At 38.9% G+C, this 18,114-nt stretch carries 16 protein-coding genes and 1 other annotated feature; of the genes, 12 read left to right on the forward strand and 4 right to left on the reverse strand.

Going from position 1 to position 18,114, the window contains the following annotated elements; all coding sequences use genetic code 11:
• Nucleotides 1-602 precede the first annotated feature (602 nt).
• The 4 genes from fdxA (at nt 603) to N6B01_RS11355 (ending at nt 4,944) form a co-directional block, all read left to right on the forward strand.
• Entirely contained in the window at nt 603-941 is a 339-nt protein-coding gene (gene fdxA, locus N6B01_RS11340) for a ferredoxin FdxA (RefSeq protein WP_182417874.1), read from the forward strand.
• Between the two features lie 482 nt (nt 942-1,423).
• A complete protein-coding gene (locus tag N6B01_RS11345; protein WP_182417875.1) occupies nt 1,424-2,002 on the forward strand; it encodes a CarD family transcriptional regulator in 579 nt (192 codons plus the stop codon).
• Nucleotides 2,003-2,273: 271 nt separating this feature from the next.
• Nucleotides 2,274-2,325: a sequence feature (sul1 is cis-regulatory element that is thought to sense ions involved in sulfur or methionine metabolism; They are found in Alphaproteobacteria), on the forward strand.
• 155 nt (nt 2,326-2,480) lie between these two features.
• On the forward strand, nt 2,481-3,968 hold the full coding sequence (locus tag N6B01_RS11350) for a SulP family inorganic anion transporter (protein WP_410007266.1): 1,488 nt from the start codon (nt 2,481-2,483) through the stop codon (nt 3,966-3,968).
• A gap of 121 nt (nt 3,969-4,089) precedes the next feature.
• A complete protein-coding gene (locus tag N6B01_RS11355; RefSeq protein ID WP_262078829.1) occupies nt 4,090-4,944 on the forward strand; it encodes a universal stress protein in 855 nt (284 codons plus the stop codon).
• A gap of 45 nt (nt 4,945-4,989) precedes the next feature.
• Here N6B01_RS11355 and leuB read toward each other — a convergent pair whose 3' ends face one another.
• Nucleotides 4,990-6,102: a 3-isopropylmalate dehydrogenase gene (gene leuB / locus N6B01_RS11360; RefSeq protein ID WP_262078830.1), complete on the reverse strand. Its 1,113-nt coding sequence runs from the start codon at nt 6,100-6,102 to the stop codon at nt 4,990-4,992.
• 497 nt (nt 6,103-6,599) lie between these two features.
• On the opposite strand from leuB, the gene N6B01_RS11365 reads away from it, so the two are divergent.
• The 8 genes from N6B01_RS11365 (at nt 6,600) to N6B01_RS11400 (ending at nt 14,160) form a co-directional block, all read left to right on the forward strand.
• Nucleotides 6,600-7,388 carry a class I SAM-dependent methyltransferase gene (locus N6B01_RS11365; RefSeq protein WP_262078831.1) on the forward strand — a complete coding sequence of 263 codons (789 nt, stop codon included), beginning with the start codon at nt 6,600-6,602 and terminating at the stop codon, nt 7,386-7,388.
• Nucleotides 7,389-7,621: 233 nt separating this feature from the next.
• Nucleotides 7,622-8,575 (forward strand): thioredoxin-disulfide reductase, encoded by a 954-nt coding sequence (gene trxB, locus N6B01_RS11370; RefSeq protein WP_262078832.1) that lies wholly within the window; start codon nt 7,622-7,624, stop codon nt 8,573-8,575.
• A gap of 222 nt (nt 8,576-8,797) precedes the next feature.
• Complete coding sequence (locus N6B01_RS11375) at nt 8,798-9,703, forward strand: LysR family transcriptional regulator (protein WP_262078833.1); 906 nt, start codon at nt 8,798-8,800, stop codon at nt 9,701-9,703.
• Between the two features lie 522 nt (nt 9,704-10,225).
• Nucleotides 10,226-11,041, forward strand: a complete 816-nt coding sequence (locus N6B01_RS11380; RefSeq protein WP_262078835.1) for a DUF4167 domain-containing protein — start codon at nt 10,226-10,228, stop codon at nt 11,039-11,041.
• A 309-nt stretch (nt 11,042-11,350) separates the two neighbouring features.
• On the forward strand, nt 11,351-11,848 hold the full coding sequence (locus tag N6B01_RS11385; protein ID WP_262078837.1) for a hypothetical protein: 498 nt from the start codon (nt 11,351-11,353) through the stop codon (nt 11,846-11,848).
• A gap of 683 nt (nt 11,849-12,531) precedes the next feature.
• Nucleotides 12,532-13,167 (forward strand): hypothetical protein, encoded by a 636-nt coding sequence (locus tag N6B01_RS11390; protein WP_262078839.1) that lies wholly within the window; start codon nt 12,532-12,534, stop codon nt 13,165-13,167.
• 311 nt (nt 13,168-13,478) lie between these two features.
• Entirely contained in the window at nt 13,479-13,655 is a 177-nt protein-coding gene (locus N6B01_RS11395) for a hypothetical protein (protein WP_262078841.1), read from the forward strand.
• Nucleotides 13,656-13,680: 25 nt separating this feature from the next.
• Nucleotides 13,681-14,160 (forward strand): DUF2247 family protein, encoded by a 480-nt coding sequence (locus N6B01_RS11400; RefSeq protein ID WP_262078842.1) that lies wholly within the window; start codon nt 13,681-13,683, stop codon nt 14,158-14,160.
• Here N6B01_RS11400 and N6B01_RS11405 read toward each other — a convergent pair.
• The 3 genes from N6B01_RS11405 to N6B01_RS11415 all read right to left on the reverse strand — a co-directional run bounded on the left by N6B01_RS11405 (nt 14,157) and on the right by N6B01_RS11415 (nt 18,015).
• Nucleotides 14,157-15,080: a DUF1402 family protein gene (locus N6B01_RS11405; protein ID WP_262080661.1), complete on the reverse strand. Its 924-nt coding sequence runs from the start codon at nt 15,078-15,080 to the stop codon at nt 14,157-14,159. The genes N6B01_RS11400 and N6B01_RS11405 overlap by 4 nt on opposite strands.
• A 338-nt stretch (nt 15,081-15,418) precedes the next feature.
• A complete protein-coding gene (locus N6B01_RS11410; protein WP_182417888.1) occupies nt 15,419-16,741 on the reverse strand; it encodes a S41 family peptidase in 1,323 nt (440 codons plus the stop codon).
• Nucleotides 16,738-18,015: a murein hydrolase activator EnvC family protein gene (locus N6B01_RS11415; RefSeq protein ID WP_262078843.1), complete on the reverse strand. Its 1,278-nt coding sequence runs from the start codon at nt 18,013-18,015 to the stop codon at nt 16,738-16,740. The genes N6B01_RS11410 and N6B01_RS11415 overlap by 4 nt, the downstream gene beginning before the upstream one ends.
• Nucleotides 18,016-18,114 lie beyond the last annotated feature (99 nt).

The raw sequence follows: 18,114 nt of genomic DNA on the forward strand, positions 1-18,114 counted from the left end.
AAGATTTACGCTGAAGCAATTTCAGAAAATGAAACTTTAAGAACCGTTTTAAAAAAACTGCAGCAATTGTTGCGATTTAAATATCATTTGTCAAAAATCGTATTTTAGAACACCTCCAAGGTTGCAATTTTTATGATAGGCTTTAAATATAGCAAAAATTACCAAGGTTACGATAATCTTTATATGCTAGAGACTTGAAACCGCTTCTTAAAAGGAGTAACTACTATATATAGAGTTAGCCCTTTAAAGTGTGACAGGCTTTTTTCGGTTTTCAATGATTATTTGTCTTGAAAAATTGTGCGCTATTTTTGATCGCACTTTTCAGGCTTAGTTGATTATTGGCTCTGGTGGTTTATGGGTAGGTCATGGATCTATTCATTATAGTTTTGACAACCACATGGTAAGCAAGACTGTAATAACCTTAAATCTGTCTCATCTGATGGTAATGACATTTTATATACACTATTTAAAGTCCCAATTAAGCCTATGGTTTGATTTGGCATATTTGAACATAAAAAAATAGCACATTGCGCATTTTACAAAGCTGTTAAAAATGCATGATGGAAGCGGTAAACACCTGCTTGTGATCCGGAGTTAAGATAATGACTTATGTCGTGACCGACAATTGTATTCGTTGCAAATATACTGATTGTGTTGAGGTTTGTCCTGTCGATTGTTTTTATGAAGGCGAAAATATGCTTGTCATCAATCCAGATGAGTGTATTGACTGCGGTGTTTGTGAGCCTGAATGCCCCGCCGAGGCAATTAAGCCAGACACTGAACCAGGTCTTGATGACTGGATGGTGCTTAATGCGGAATATGCTGAAAAATGGCCTAACCTGACCATTAAAAAAGACCAGCTTCCTGAAGCGGAAGAAATGGATGGGGTAACTGGAAAGCTTGAAAAATTTTTCTCACCTAATGCTGGCAGTGGCGATTAAGCCAGCTAAAAGCCGTCTTGAAAAGCGGCTTTCTCTTTCCATATAAAGAATCATCTACCACATTTGTATTTTTCCTTGTTTCTCTAGTGGAAAAACACTAAGAAGAAGGTTAAATCGCTCTCTTTTGTTAAATTTTTGATAATAAGTTGATTCTTATTAAAAAAAGTGATATGGTTGCTATATTCTGTCGAGAGCAAAATCGTGACCTTACCAGTGTTTATCATATTTGATGTTGTTTATATTGGCTAACGAAATTATGGATTTTGTCCAATAATGCTAGCCAATTTTTGCGCTTGTAAATTTGTTAGCGCATTAAAGGTTCTGAGTATGTTGGATTGCCAACAATTAGACAATATCACTTAGCCGATACTTCTGGCTTGCCTCACGCATATCGACTTACAAAAAATATACCGATTAGCCCTAAGGGTTCAACATGTGTTTTCGGCAATATCGTGCCGGACACAAAGGGAGAAAGTTAACCTATGTCATCCCAGCAGAAGAAGACCTCAGCCCACCATGGTTTTAACGCCGGTGAATCTATTGTTTATCCCGCCCATGGTGTGGGTGAGATTGTTGCCATTGAAGTGCAAGAAGTTGCAGGGCACAAGTTAGAGCTTTTTGTCATCCATTTTGAAAAAGACAAAATGCACGTTAAAGTGCCGGTTGCTAAAGCGCTTTCTATTGGTATGCGCAAACTTTCAGAAAATGATTTTGTCGATCGCGCCTTGAAAGTCCTGCAAGGTCGTGCACGCGTTAAGCGCACTATGTGGTCGCGCCGCGCCCAGGAATATGATGCAAAAATCAATTCTGGTGATCTTATTGCTATCGCTGAAGTGGTGCGCGATCTCTTTAGAGCTGATAATCAGCCTGATCAATCCTATTCTGAACGCCAGCTTTATGAAGGTGCATTGAGCCGGATGGCGCGCGAAGTTGCTGCGGTAAATGCGGTTTCTGAAACTGAAGCTGTGCGTCTGATTGAGGCCAATTTGGTAAAAAATCCTAAGCGCAATGCTAAAGCTGATGATCAAATTGATGACAGTGAAGAAGTTGAAGCTGCTTAATTTATAAAACTATTTTAAAAGCCGTGTTTTCTTTATTAGATAACATGGCTTTTTGTGTTTAATGGCATGCGATTTGGCTCGCTAGTTTTTTAGGCAACGTAGCAAACGGAAACCCATACACTTCCATTTAAACAAATGGCCAAATTCTCACTTACAAAAACAGAAGCTCCCTTACAATATTTAACTATGCCGACAATTATTTAGCGCCATAAATCTTACCTCATTTTTTCCTTGAATAATACGATAGAATAAGTATTACTTACTCTATTCCGTTGGACCTGTTTTTCAGGTGGCTATTCCGGGCGCCTATCCCCCGGCAACATTTATGTTAGAGCATTTTCAAATTCAGTTAAAACGACAAAATGCTCTCATTTTTGGGTTTAAAGCATAATCTATAAAAGCGCATTTTACTGCTTTATAATTATGCATAGCACTTTGCCAGTGCAATTAAACCAATAGAAAGATTCATAACTTGAAAATTCGTGGTTTTGCTACCATTCGTCATGAATGGCTGGGAAATATTCGCGGCGACGTGCTTTCGGGTACGGTTGTCGCTCTTGCCCTTATTCCTGAAGCCATTGGCTTCGCTCTCATTGCTGGGGTTGACCCAAAAGTCGGTCTTTATGCTGCTTTTTCAATTTGTTTTTTAACTTCAATTTTCGGTGGTCGCCCTGGCATGATTTCCGGCGCGACTGCAGCTGTCGCGGTGCTTTTTGTCGTTCTCGTCAAAGATCACGGCGTTCAATATCTCTTCGCCGCAACCATTCTCGCCGGGCTTTTACAAATGTTATTTGGGCTGCTGCAAATTAGCAAATTGATGCGATTTATTTCCCAACCGGTAATGAATGGATTTGTCAATGCCTTGGCCATTTTGATTTTCATGGCGCAATTGCCAGAATTACTGGGGCAAAATGCCAAGCCGCTAACCTTTATCATGGTTGGCGTTGGCTTGCTTATTCTCTACCTATTTCCGCGGCTCACTAAAGCAATCCCTGCCCCATTGGTTTGCATTATCGTGTTGACTGCCGCCGCCTATTATCTCAATCTTGATGTAAGGATGGTTGGGCAAATGGGAGATATTCCTGAAAGCTTGCCCGTTTTTGCCATTCCAAGTGTTCCATTTACCTTTGAAACTCTAGTAATTATTTTTCCCTATGCTTTGGCAGCAGCTCTTGTTGGTCTATTAGAATCCTTGATGACCACCAATATTGTTGATGAATTAACCGATACTTATGGTAATAAAACCCGTGAATGTATTGGCCAAGGCATTGCCAATTCGGTTACCGGTTTTTTCGGCGGCATGGCAGGTTGCGCCATGATTGGCCAATCAATGATCAATGTTAAAAGTGGTGGACGCGGCCGCCTTTCATCATGCTTTGCCGGCCTATTCCTATTATTTCTCATATTAATTTTGAATGATCTGGTGGCGATAATCCCAACAACCGCCCTTGTTGCAGTGATGATCATGGTATCTATCGGTACATTTTCATGGTCGTCGGTTAAAAATATTCCTCGCAATCCTGCAACGTCTTCATTGGTTATGCTTGTCGTCGTTGCAGCAGTTGTTTACACCCACAACCTTGCCATTGGAGTTATTGCCGGCGTCATTTTGTCAGCATTATTTTTTGCTTGGAAAATTGCCCGCTTGATGACCATTACTTCAAACCTTAGTGATGATGGCCTTAACCGTACCTATCATATTGAAGGGCAGTTATTTTTTGTATCCGTATCAGGATTTACCCGTGCTTTTGATTTTGGGGAAGCATTGAATAAGGTGACTATTGATGTGTCGCACGCTCATATCTGGGATCTTTCTGCTGTCACCGCCCTTGATCAAGTGGTGTTAAAGTTTAGGCGCGAAGGGGCAGAAGTTGAGCTTATCGGCATGAATAAGGCAAGCGAACTTATCATCAAAAAACATGCCGTTCATGATAAGGAAAATGCCAAACTACCTGCTGGACACTAGGTAAGTCACCCATTAAACTAACCACATTGAATAAAGCATTTTTACTTCTATATTAAGTATAAATGCTTTATGTTTTGAATTTATTAGCGCGTAGCATTGAAACTTTTGAAAAGGGCACATCATGACCCATATTCTTTCACTCATTGACAGTTCCATCTACGGTCCCAGTGTTTGTGACTTGTCCAGTTGGATAGCTACGCGCCTTAGCGCAACCGTAGAGCTTGTTCATGTTATCGATAAAAGCGAAATGCATGAACAATTAACTGATTTAAGTGGCTCCATCGGTCTTGGCGCACGCAGCGCCTTGCTTACTAAACTATCCGACCTCGACGCAGAACGGGCACAGCTTGCTAATAAGCATGGCCGTGTTCTCCTTGATGAAGCAAAAGAGCGGCTTGAAAAAAGTGGCGTTCAGAATATAACCATGAATTTGCGCCATGGTACTCTGCTTGACGTGATGGAAGATTTAGGAAAAAAAGCCGATTACATCATTCTTGGCAAGCGCGGTGAAGGGGCAGATTTCATTAAACTCCGACTTGGCTCTAATGTTGAAGATGTTGTGCGTAGCAACCAAAACCCTACATTATTGGCGGCGCGACAATTTAAACCAATCAGCAATTTTTTAGTGTCTTATGATGCAAGTGCTGCGATTGAACGAGCCATTGACTATTTATGCCAAACACCACTTCTTAAAGGTCTTGGTTGCCATCTTATTATGGCGGGAAGTGAAAACGATAAGGATTTTGATAAGTTAAATGCAGCAGCGGTCAAACTGGTTGCAGCCGGCTTTGATGTTAAAGCCGATATTATTAATGGTGCTGCAGGTCCAGTCATTAAAAACCGCGTTGAAAAAGATAATATCGATCTTCTCATTATGGGCGCTTATAGCCACTCGCGTATAAAGCAATTTTTTGTTGGCTCTACCACCACGGAACTTATTCGGGGTTGCCTTATCCCAGTTATGCTATTTAGCTAAACAAAAGCCTTCGGAAAAATTCTCCGAAGGCTTTTGAAATCAAGATTATGCAATAATTGTCTTAAAATGAGCAAGGATTGCATCACCCATTTCACTGGTGGAAACTTTACGCATACCATCAGAATAAATATCGCTGGTGCGAAGACCATCATCCAATGTGCGTGAAATGGCTTTTTCAAGCTTAGCAGCTTCTGCATTAAGCGAGAAAGAATAACGAAGACACATAGCAAGAGACGCAATCATCGCAATTGGATTGGCAATGCCTTTGCCAGCAATATCAGGGGCTGAACCATGCACAGGCTCATACATCGCTTTACGCGCGCCAGTATTTTCATCCGGCGCACCAAGCGAAGCTGACGGCAACATACCAAGAGACCCGGTGAGCATAGCTGCAACATCAGATAAAAGATCTCCAAAAAGATTATCGGTTACAATCACATCAAATTGCTTAGGTGCGCGAACAAGCTGCATGCCACCAGCATCAGCCAACATATGATCAAGCACCACATCGCTAAAACGATCTTTATGAGTTGCATTGACCACTTGATGCCATAAAACGCCTGACTTCATGACATTGCGTTTTTCCATTGAAGTGACGCGGTTGCCGCGTGTGCGGGCAAGGTCAAATGCAACGGCTGCAATGCGCTCAATTTCATAAGTATCATAAACTTGCGTATCAATCGCACGTTGTTCACCATTACCAAGGTCAATAATTTCCTTTGGCTCACCAAAATAAACGCCGCCAGTTAATTCGCGCACGATTAAAATATCAAGGCCTTCCACCAATTCAGGTTTTAATGAAGATGCATTAGCAAGGGCTGGATAACAAATAGCAGGACGCAAATTAGCAAAAAGACCAAGATCTTTACGAAGACGCAAGAGACCAGCCTCAGGACGCTTGTCGTAAGGAACATTATCCCATTTTGGACCACCAACTGCACCAAATAAAACTGCATCAGCATTTAATGCGCGCACCATATCATCATCAGATATTGCAACACCATGAGCATCATAGGCTGAACCACCAACAAGCCCCTCTTCACAAACGAAATCCAAATCAAGCTCGTTGGTCATATAGGTGATAATTTTACGCACCTCGGCCATAGTTTCAATACCAATACCGTCACCTGGTAAGAGAAATAATTTTCTTGCAGCCATTCTGACACCCTCAATTGCTAATGTTAAACAAAATACCGACCATTTGCTTCATTTTAAGCAAATAAATATGGTGCAACAATAGAACCGGATTTGATCAATTACAATATGACTCTTTAAATTTTGATCACGCACTTATTAATTTAACCCACCAACACTTTTAAGAAACATAAAAAATCAAAAACCAATGCTTGAAGATATGCTTTGTATAAAAACACTAAATTAGCAACCAATATTATATCGTTATAATAATTCTAATTTCATCGATGCAAAAATATAAAAATTATTACAATTATCAGCTAGGATTGCTTAAAAATATCTGATAATCATTTCCACCAACGTAATTTTAAATTGGTTTTATTCAATTTAAAATTTCTACATTAATAAAAATAGAAGTTTATCAACTGGAAAATGTTTTTTTATTAAAAATCATAATGGATATGAACACTATTTCCAATAAATTAGACTATTAATATATTAAAGCTATACAGAGAGCCGAAATGGAAACTGATAATATATTATCCAAATTATATGCGGATCATGATGAAAAAACATCTGACAAATGGTCTATATATATAGACACTTATCACAACCAACTCAGTTCCTATCAAGATAAAAATATCAATATGCTTGAAGTGGGGGTTCAAAATGGTGGCTCTCTAGAAATATGGGCCAAATATTTTAAAAATGCCCATATTATTATTGGCTGCGATATTGACCGTCAATGTGCAAATTTGAAATTTGATGATGCCAGGATCAATGTGCTGATTGGGGATATAAATCAACCCACGACAAAAGAACGTATTTCATCAACTTGCCCAGAATTTGATATTATCATTGATGATGGCTCACACAAATCCTCTGACATAATTGCTACATTTTGTAATTATTTCCCCGATCTAAAAGATAGTGGCCTTTTTATTATTGAAGATCTACATTGCAGTTATTGGAAAGACTACCAAGGTGGCTTATTTGCGTCTCAATCAGCAATTCAATTTTTTAAACTTTTAGTTGATATTGTAAATTTTGAACATTGGGGATTACCAATATCTAGAGCTGAATATCTTGAACCTTTTTTAAAAAATTTGGAACTAACACTCACCGATGAGTGTCTTTCTCATATTCACTCAATTGAATTTATAAATTCTCTATGCATTATTAAAAAAGCACCATCTGCTAAAAATCTGCTTGGTGGACGAATTATTGCAGGAGAAAATGCTTTAGTGAATGCTGATGTTTTGGGATTGAATAATACGACGTCCACCGCACCCAAACAAACTGAAAAGTGAAATAGCAAGCTCTAGAGTTTAAAAATCTAGCTTATTCATTAATATGCATTTCATATGTATTTTTAATTCACCATATTGGCTTCACCGTAACAAGCGGCTGAGATAGGCTTAACTGTGTTTAAGCATTGCAAATACACTTGCAACGCTTGCAAATTAAATCACATGATCCTAGTTTAACATTCAAATAGGCAATCTACGCCTGCATCATAAGTAAACATCAAGAAAGGGAAGCTATGTCCGAGCGCCATACGCCTGTATTAATCATTGGATCAGGCCCTGCAGGCTATACTGCAGCAATTTATGCAGCACGCGCAATGCTAAAACCTATAATGATTACTGGCCTTCAACAAGGCGGTCAACTTACCATTACCAGCGATGTTGAAAATTACCCTGGCTTTGCCGACCCTATCCAAGGGCCATGGCTGATGGAACAAATGGCTAAACAAGCGACACATGTTGGTGCTGAAATTATATTTGATCTGGTGAGTAATATTGATCTTTCATCTCGTCCTTTCAAAGCAACAACCGATTCTGGTAACGTAATTTTTTCTGACGCTGTTATCATTGCAACTGGTGCGCAAGCACGTTGGTTAGGCCTGCCTAGTGAACAGAAATTCATGGGCGGCGGTGTATCTGCCTGCGCCACATGTGATGGTTTCTTTTATCGCGGCAAGGATGTTGTGGTTATTGGGGGTGGAAATACAGCAGTTGAAGAAGCGCTCTATCTTTCCCATATTGCCAAAAAAGTAACTATTATTCATCGCCGTGATAGTTTTCGTGCTGAAAAAATCATGCAAGACCGCCTTATTGCCCGCGAAAATGTTGAAGTCATCTGGAATCATACAGTTGAAGAGATTGTTGGAACTCAATCTCAAGGACCGCTCGGCGCAACTGTAAATGGTGTTCGCATACGTAACGTTGCAACAGGCAAGGAGCAATCTCTTAGTACCGATGGGGTATTTGTCGCTATTGGTCATGCGCCGGCGGTTGCATTATTTGAAGGACAGTTACAGCAAAAAGATGGTGGATATCTATGGACAAAGCCCGATTCTACCGCCACCAATGTGCCAGGTGTTTTTGCTGCAGGTGATGTAGCTGATGATGTCTATCGCCAAGCCGTAACCGCCGCTGGACGGGGCTGCATGGCTGCCCTTGAGGCAGAACGCTTTCTAGATCAAAATACATGATTTAAAGAATTGTTAGCTTAAAAATTAAAGCGATTTTGTTCATGAACCATTCACTTAATTGCTTTAATTTGGGGTTAACACTTTTAAATCATAAACGCGCCCCATTGCTTTGGCATAAAAGAACAAAATTAGACTAGACACAAAGCGCGTAAAATTAATAAAAAAATTCTTATTAATTTTAACAATTGATAAGAATTTTTAAACCGGGGATAGGAAACTATTGTGGCAGCACCATTAGATTGGGATAAATTGCGTATTTTTCATGCTGCTGCAGAGGCGGGCTCTTTTACGCATGCAGCACAAACATTGCGCCTTTCACAGTCTGCAATTTCGCGCCAAGTGAGTGCATTAGAACAAGATGTTGGTGTTCCCCTTTTTCAGCGCCATGCTCGTGGCCTCATCTTAACCGAACAAGGTGAAACACTCTATCGAACCGCGCATGATGTTTTGATGAAACTTGAAAATGTGCGTTCCAAACTTATTGAAAGTAAGGAGCGGCCTAGCGGCCATTTACGCGTTACTACAACTTTTGGCATGGGTTCTGGTTGGCTTGTAGAGCGCATCCCTGAATTTTTAAGCCTTTACCCAGATATTCAGTTGCAATTATTGCTCGATGACGAAGAATTAGACCTTACCATGCGCCACGCCGACTGCGCTGTGCGGTTGCGTCAGCCACAACAACCTGACTTGATCCAAAAGCGGCTATTCACAGTACACATGCATGTCTACGCATCTGCAACTTATATCGCGGAAAACGGCAAACCAAACGAGCTTAATGATCTTGATAGTCATAGAATAATATCATTTGGTGAACCCGTGCCATCATATCTTTCAGGGTTAAACTGGCTAGAAATAGCCGGTCGCAACGGTGAAACACCACGCACGCCTACATTACAAATTAATAATATTATTTCAGTCAAACGCGCTGTCATGCGTCATATCGGCATTGCCGTGTTGCCTGATTATATCGTTAATGCGGATGATCAACTCGTACGACTTTTTCCAGATTTAACTGATATTCCATCTTTTGATACTTTTTTCTGCTATCCTGAAGCGCTACGTAGCTCAGCAAAGCTTAATGCATTTCGCGATTTTATTTTTTCAAAAGCCCGAAATTGGTCGTTTTAGACCGTGATGAGGCTTGACCAAATTGAAAAATTTATTTGCTGATTCGAAAATATCACTTGTTGCATTTATGCAACTTAACTCAAAAAATACACAACTTACATTTACCTTTTTTAAAATAATCTTTATAAGAAAAATAGAAATGTTTTATTTTCTATATTTCACCCAATAAGAGACTTTTTAGATAAATTTTAAAAATTAGCTTGATTTATTCAAAATTTTGTGGAGAATATCGAATATTAAAAACAAAATGGTTTTTAACTTTGAAAAAGTGCTTGGCAATTGCGCCAATGATGGTTAATTATCCAAAACTATATGATAGAAATGGGAAGTGATTTGTGTTTTGAGCACAAGATCCGCTATCATCATTTGGTTCTTCAGCATAATATTCGCTTAAGAGGCAAATTTTACCGCCATTATTGACATTGTGCGTGTCAATATAAGAGTGGTTTTTTCAGTGAATTTTAGCACTGGCACAAGATCTCTATAACAGACAAGATCTCTATAACCAAAAAAGAGTAAATTATGAGGCCACAACAAAATAGGCGTATGCGTGGACGCAGCAATAATAACAATAACAGCAATAATAACAATAATCGCAGAGGCCCAAACCCTTTAACCAGAAACTATGAGAGTAGTGGGCCAGATGTTAAAATTCGCGGAAACGCCCAACATATCGCTGATAAATATTTGACTTTGTCACGAGATGCTCAATCATCTGGCGATAGAGTTATGGCAGAAAATTATTTGCAGCATGCAGAGCATTATATGCGCATTATTTTGTCAGCCCAAGGGCACATACAACAAAGTAATAATCGCGATGAGCAAAATGATGATAATTTTGAATTGGTGACCACTGATACAAGTGAGACCAATGAAAGTGAGCCTGTTGGAACAGGTCCGCAGCCCGTTTTGAACAGTGACCAACTGGAAGCTTCATTTGATCAAGAAAATACTGAACACAATAGTAGATCACATGAACGTTCTTATAATGGACGCAAAACCAATGGCTTACGTCGAAACCCACGTCAACCCCGTACTCCTCGCAATAATGAGCGTAACTTTGAACGTGTCACCACTGCACAAAATGACCAACGCACCGATGATGCACAAGAAGTCGTAACTGTTGTAACGCAAAATGAACCTTTGGTTAAAGCGGTTGAGCCAGTGATTGCTGCGGTTGAAACCAATGACAAACCAGTTAGCAAACCACGGGCAACAAGAACCCGTGCGCCTAAGGTTGTTGCAGCTGCGAGCGAAAAAAACGACGAAGCTGCGGTTGAAAAACCGCCTCGTAAACGCCGTACCACTAAAGCTGAGGCTGAGCAAACAGAAGCTTAGTTGGCTGTTTATTTTCAACCACTCATTGCTGTTCGCAATTTGAAATGCTTTAAACCTTATAAAAAGGGAGAAATATAGAATACTATATTTCTCCCTTTTTTCTAAGCGACCTAAACTTCAATCATTCTTTTGTGTTCTAATAACTGTAGAAAATTTATTAAACGACAAGCTTGCAGTAAAAAATTTAGCGAAAATAGAGTATAATATATATTTCGACTTTTCTTTTTTTAAAATATATTTATTTAATATAATTATGTGTTTCCCTATTGATAAAATTGTTCAATAGGCCAAAAATTTATAGGTATAAAAATGGATAAAATATACAATCTGTCACCATTTGAAATTATAGTTATTACATCTGTATTAATCTATTTTATATTTTATGGTATTGCAAAATTCTATAAAGCTCAGAAAAAGTTGATTTATATTACTATAGCAATTGCATCTGTTGGCTTAGCATTTGCTTCTACATCAATCTTTATTTATCCATGGTATCAGATAAAACAAATTGAATATCTTGCCAACAGAAATCTCCCCAAAAATTTAAATGAAAATACAATTTTAGAAAAGATCAAAATTACCCATTCTACTTACCATTATTTCTATACTATTATTGATAATGATCAAGAATTTGATTTTGATAAATCATTTGCAAGACCGAAAGAAGAAATTTTTGAAACTGAATTGGTTGGTACATTTTGTACTATTCTTAAAAGAAACCAAAAAGTTGAAAATTTGTTAGCGACTTACACCTATAAAGGTAAAACCGTTGAGTTTTCATTTACTCAAAACGACTGCAATAAATAAACTGACCACATTTATGGGTTTTTATAAATTTAACTGTTAAAGGCATTAAAATCAATAAGCCTTAACTTCAAGATCACCCTATTTCAACCTAAGGCTTTGGCTCTTAATCACAAATAAACGATTACTCCTCATGAATTTTTAAATTCAATAATCAAAGCCTTGGGTTATAATTAATGTTCTCAATCAAAATCATTAATTATTTTGGGGACGCATCTATTTAGCTTGCAAAGCCGCTGAGCTTGGTATTGATAAAGTTGATGAAGTTCAATTTGTATTATTCTATAAAAAGCAAATTTGGTCGTGACACTTAAGTTAAAACACTTATCTTGATGTCTTAGAACGCCATAAACAAGTTTGCATTGACAGTGTACCAAACGCCTCAATAGACATGTTGCCAGGCATTTTGACGGAAGTAACGCGGTTATTGCCTTAGCAATGCTTTTGCGAGGTTGCATAAATACAATGGCATGATCGTCTTTGGTTATAGATATTTTCGCATTGATCATACTAAAGATGAATTTGCAAGATAGGCTTCAGACCTATCCCATCCAAGAATTTTTGAAATTAGCCAAAATTACCCCACCAAATTCAAAGCCCAAATGAAAATATTTCACTTACACCTTAAATGGACATAAATGGAGATTGATCAACTGCTTTGGCGATAAAGCAAAAATCGTGTTAAAATGGCTAAGATTAAATCCATTTCACTAAACAAGACCCAAAAACATTTAATTCGAGCCGGCCAAATGACCAAAAGCCAACTACAACATTTTATCAAACAGAAAAATAGTATTTATCAATTAGATAATGAAAGCGTAAAGTTTTTCGAAGGGTTAGTGCTAAGTGATCAACATGAATCTGAAATATTTTTACAATACTTTAATAAATTTCAACATGTCACAACATCTGAATGTTTTTCGACTGGTTTATTTTATCTTACCAGCATAAATCGTGACTATATTGATTTTATTATTGAACACCAATATTACTCAATGTTCTGCGTGGCGGCTTTTAATTTACGTCATTTAAGCAATGATAAAAACAACATTATCACATGGGATGCCATTTTTAACTATTATCTCCATCAATTTGAATCTGCCCTAAAGGCTAATTCAGTGATTAATTTTACCCATGGTGCTTTAAGTAGCCAAGATCCATTTTTTAATGCTATGAGAACGGCAATTGACCATTTTTGCAAGGATCGTGATATTATTATGCCTGAAGCCTTAATGGATAGCTTTTATAATAAAGAAAGCAACCACTATAAGAAGATAAAACACTTATTAAAGCCTTATGATAAGAAAGCAGCGAAATCATAATGGATTGGCAAATTAAAGCTGATGAGCTGATAAAAATTTATCCTTTCGCAACATTACCAGATTTAGCTTTTGGGATATCAAGCCAATGACTCAATAGCGATGAAGCACAAAAGTTTATTGTTTCACGCCTTGATAGTCAGTCTGAGGAGCAGCTTTTTGACCTTGCTATTGAAGCTGATAGCTTTACATTTATCAACAAAATCAATAGCCATTTAAATCATGTAAACGAAGATTATCAAAAGAAGCTCTGGGGCTATATTTTCCTAAGCTGGCTTAAGTTTTATGCAGATTATCATCCAAGCAGGTTTAAATTGCTAGACGATATTTTTATTGCATTAGAAAGGCCAGAATTTTTATTACCGCTTGAGGAATATTATCAATTTTTTGATGAACTAAGTGCCGTCGCTAATTACCGGGATGAGCAGCGGCAAATAATATTAAAAAAGCTAGCAATCGAGTTAAAACTACCTTTTAGTGAAAAACCATAGTAAATGTTATTATTGGTCAATTAAAATGTATCAACAAATACTTCATCATGAACTTTTTAATATTTTGCCAAATTTATCATTGGCCGATTTAGCCTTTGGAATAAAAAACCATTTTTTAACGGTGGACCAAGCAAAAAAATATGTAACTGAAAGTCTCACTGAAAATTCATCTGCTGAACTTTACGCCCTTATCCTTGAAGATGATAACCATATTGTTTCGCATGTAATATTATCTTATTATGATGAGTATAATACCCTCCATCAGCAAAAGCTATGGAGCTATATTTTTTTAACTTGGATTGACACTTATAAACCATTGGATGATAAGCGCTTTTCCTATACCGATTATTTTGTTGGCAATTTAAACTATCCAGAAGCGTTGAAAACTATTGTTTCTTATTTCCCATTGCCGAAAGGACAAGCAGGTGGGTTTGATTGGTTAGATAAGCAACGCCACTTAATACGACAGGCCTTGGCCGAAGAACTTCAAATGAACAAAGATTAAAATAAAGATTCGAGTTCTTTTGCCTTAGTATTTACAAACCAACCATAATAATTTTCTTCAGGATATTTAATTGGCTTATTCTCTGATTTGAGCTGCTTATTCAAACTTGCTAAAGCACGCGCACGCTCATCCGCCCCGCCCGTATTATAAAGAGTTGATGTGAGGCCGGGATTTTTAGAAATATCCATATCAGCAATTTGGCGATAAGAGTCTATCGACTGACGAATTGTTGCTGCAATATAAGGCAAGGTCAAATCGGGGTCCATAATAGCCCGATACACTCCATCACCATTGTCTGCTTCAAGCTTTGGAAGACCTGATATTTGATGAACGCGATCTGAAACTTTCAAAGCGGTAAGCGGATTCACCTGCCCTAGCCCAAAAGTCTGCCCGGCATAGAAGGGTTGAAAAAACACCGCACTAAAACGATTTTTTGGAAAAGACTTGCCATCAACAGTTTTGCCGCTAAACTTTTCGTTCCAAACTTTTTCACGGCAAGACCATAGGCGATAGCTATCAGTAAATTGTTTACATGTTTCAAATTGTGGTCTTGCTATAAACGCACCTATTTTCTCCCCCTGATAGGAAAAACTCACCCCTTGCTTAGCCCATGACATGCCTTTGACATAATAGGTTTGAATGCGATCATATACATCAACATTATAGGTATGTTCCCCAATGATCGCACCAGCAATATGAACCGGCGAAATACCATAGGCTTTTGCAGTTGCTTCAATGCGCTTACGCAAACGTGCATCATTTTTAATGAAGCTAAAAACCTTATTGAATTTTGCATCATAGGTCGTTGCAAGTTCGCGGGTCCGGCGTGCTGATGCACCTGGGATTGGAGGTTGAACCTCATTGCGATTGCCGGCAGGCACTACCGTCGCCGCGCCCAAATTCTGCATGGTGACCATCATCACAAGACTACTCGCAAAAACCAATTTTCCTAATAATTTTAAAAAGCGGTCTTTATGTTGGATTGCATTTATCATGAACAACTCATCAAACAGAATGGGGGCAAGGTTTAAAACACGCAAGGATTTCTGGAACCTTATCATATAGAATTATCTAATAATTAACCATAAGTAATAAGTCGAGAGTAATTTTTAATTTAGCTGGTGATCACAGGATATTGTTGCAAATCTGCACTTATTACTGAACTTTAAGCCGCAAATTATAAATTTATTTTATAAATTAAAAATTACCCGCCTTGCAAAAGCAAGGCGGGTATTTTGAGTAAAACTTTAAATAGTTTTTATTGTGGTAAGTCCTTATCGGGATTTGGTGGGAATGCAGGATTTTTATCCTCGCCACGCAATAATTTTAATGCTTCACCAAGCTGCACATCATCTTTAGGTTCTTTTGGAACATAAGCTGCAGATCCTGAACCCTTTTCGTCCTCATTATTGCCTTTAATGTGGTTTTGAAGTTCTGATTCTGCAATGCTTACATTTTTGCCCTTAAGTTCATCTGGCAATGGTTGCTCCACCAAAATGTCAGGTGTGATACCTTTACCCTGAATTGAACGGCCAGCCGGTGTATAATAAAGTGCAGTAGTTAGACGCAGCGCACCATTTTCACCAAGTGGTATAATGGTTTGTACAGACCCCTTACCAAAAGATTGCGTACCAAGAATGGTCGCACGGTGATGATCTTGTAAAGCGCCAGCTACAATTTCAGATGCACTTGCCGAACCGCCATTGATTAAAACAATAATCGGCTTGCCCTTGACTAAATCGCCGGGGCGAGCGTCAAAGCGCATGATGTTTTGCTCATTGCGGCCACGGGTTGAAACAATTTCCCCTTTATCAAGGAACGCATCTGAAACGCTTACCGCCTGATCCAAGAGACCACCAGGATTGAGGCGCAAATCAAGCACATAGCCTTTGAGCTTATCTGCTGGAATTTTGCTTTCAATGTCGTCAATTGCCTTTTTTAGATCGGTGCTAGTTTGCTCGGTAAATTGAATAATGCGGATGTAACCAACGTCATTTTCAACACGGTAGCGTACTGCCTTAACCTTAATGATGGCACGCTTGATAGTAATATCAATCGGCTTATCGGCACCTTGGCGCACAAGGGTAAGAGTAATATCGGTACCTACTTCACCACGCATAGTATCAACAGCATCATTTAAAGATTTGCCGCGAACTTCTTCACCATTAATTTTAACAATTAAATCGCCAGCAAGAACACCAGCGCGTGATGCCGGAGTATCATCAATTGGTGCAATAACCTTAACGGCGTCATTTTCCATGGTTACTTCTATACCAAGACCACCAAATTCGCCCTTAGTTGACACCCGCATATCGTTAGCAGCTTCTGGGTCAAGATAAGATGAATGGGGGTCAAGCGATGAAAGCATGCCATTAATTGCACTTTCAACCAATTTTTTATCATCGGGCGGCGTTACATATTGATCGCGCACCCTTTCGAAAATATCGCCAAAAACGGCAAGCTGGCGATAAACATCTGTGTTTGTCTTATCCGCACTCGGCGCTGCATAAGACTGCACCATAATCATGGAAGTTGCCCCCAAAAGCGCTCCTGCCAGTGCAATAGTTATTTTACGAATCATCCTTGTCCCTTTCCGGCTTGACCTCGTACCCACCAAGATTCGGGGTCAACGGGCTTTCCTTCTTTTCTAATCTCAATGTAAAGCATTGATACGCTTTTGCCTATATCCAATGCAGTTGCGCTCGCAATAAGTTGTCTGTCCATTGAACCTATTGGTTCGCCTTGCAAAACAACTTGTCCCGGCGTTACATCCAATTGCTCTAGTCCGGCAAGTATAATATGATAATTTTGCCCAACATCAATAATTAACATTTGCCCATAGGAACGAAAACTGCCTGCATAACGCACAATTCCTTCCGCTGGACTTAAAACAATAGCTCCCGCATCAGTCTCATAGGTTTCGCCTTGCGAATTTTTACTAAATCCAGAAACCTTTCTACCCAATACAGGTAAAGCCAAACGACCTTTCAACTTATTAAAATCAGCACGTAACGCTAGCATTGTCGGCTCGCCTTGCTGATTACCGACCGTGTCTCCAAATTGAAACTTACTTTGACGTTCCAATTCGGCAACAAGATCTTGCACGGACTGAGCCTTTTGCGCAAGTTCATCCATATGCAAGCGCTCATTTTCCAAATTTTCTTCAGATTTTTGTTGCAACTTAGCTTTTTCAGCCAATAAAAGTTGTAAACGCTTCTTTTCCTGCCTTTGGGCAGAAACTGAATTTTCAAGTTCTTGTGTTTCGTGTTTTACTTCGCTTTCAACAACCTCAAGCTCGCGTAAGGTAACATTTAATGCTTCCATGCGTTGGCGCATATCTGGAACAACCGCACCAAGAAGAGCCGCACTGCGCACCGCTTGCAATGCATCATCAGGATGGACAAGAATTGCTGGTGGAGGCTTAAGACCAAGCCGCTCTATAGCAGCCAATACTTCAGAAAACTCAGCGCGCCTTTTTGCAAGTCTTTTTTCAACCACTTGTTTTTCATCAAATAAACCAGCAAGACGAAATTCACCACGTTGAACAGCTTCAGCTAAGTGCCGCTCTTGGCTAGCACTATCGACCAAAGCTTGCGTCAAACTATGTTGGTCTTTTTTCAAACCATCTACTTCTATTAAGAGGTCTGCTGCTCGCTCCTTGGACAGCGTCATATTTTGCTCTATTTCTTCCAAGGCTTTATTGGCTAAGGCTTTACCATCATTTGGGCGATTATCTTGCGCGAAAACGAAATTTATAGAAAATAAAATAAAAATAGCAACTAAAGCCAAATGCAAACTGACAGCCAAACGCTGACCCGCAGCCAATTGAGGCAGCGGAAACAAATGCTTATCCATATTTGGGCGCTTTAGAGTTTTAATCATGACACTTTATATGAGGTGATATTGGCAAAAATCAGATTACAAATATTTTTTGGCTTTTACTAACGATTTTTA

Source organism: Bartonella sp. HY406, from assembly GCF_025449315.1.
Classification (GTDB): Bacteria; Pseudomonadota; Alphaproteobacteria; order Rhizobiales; family Rhizobiaceae; genus HY038.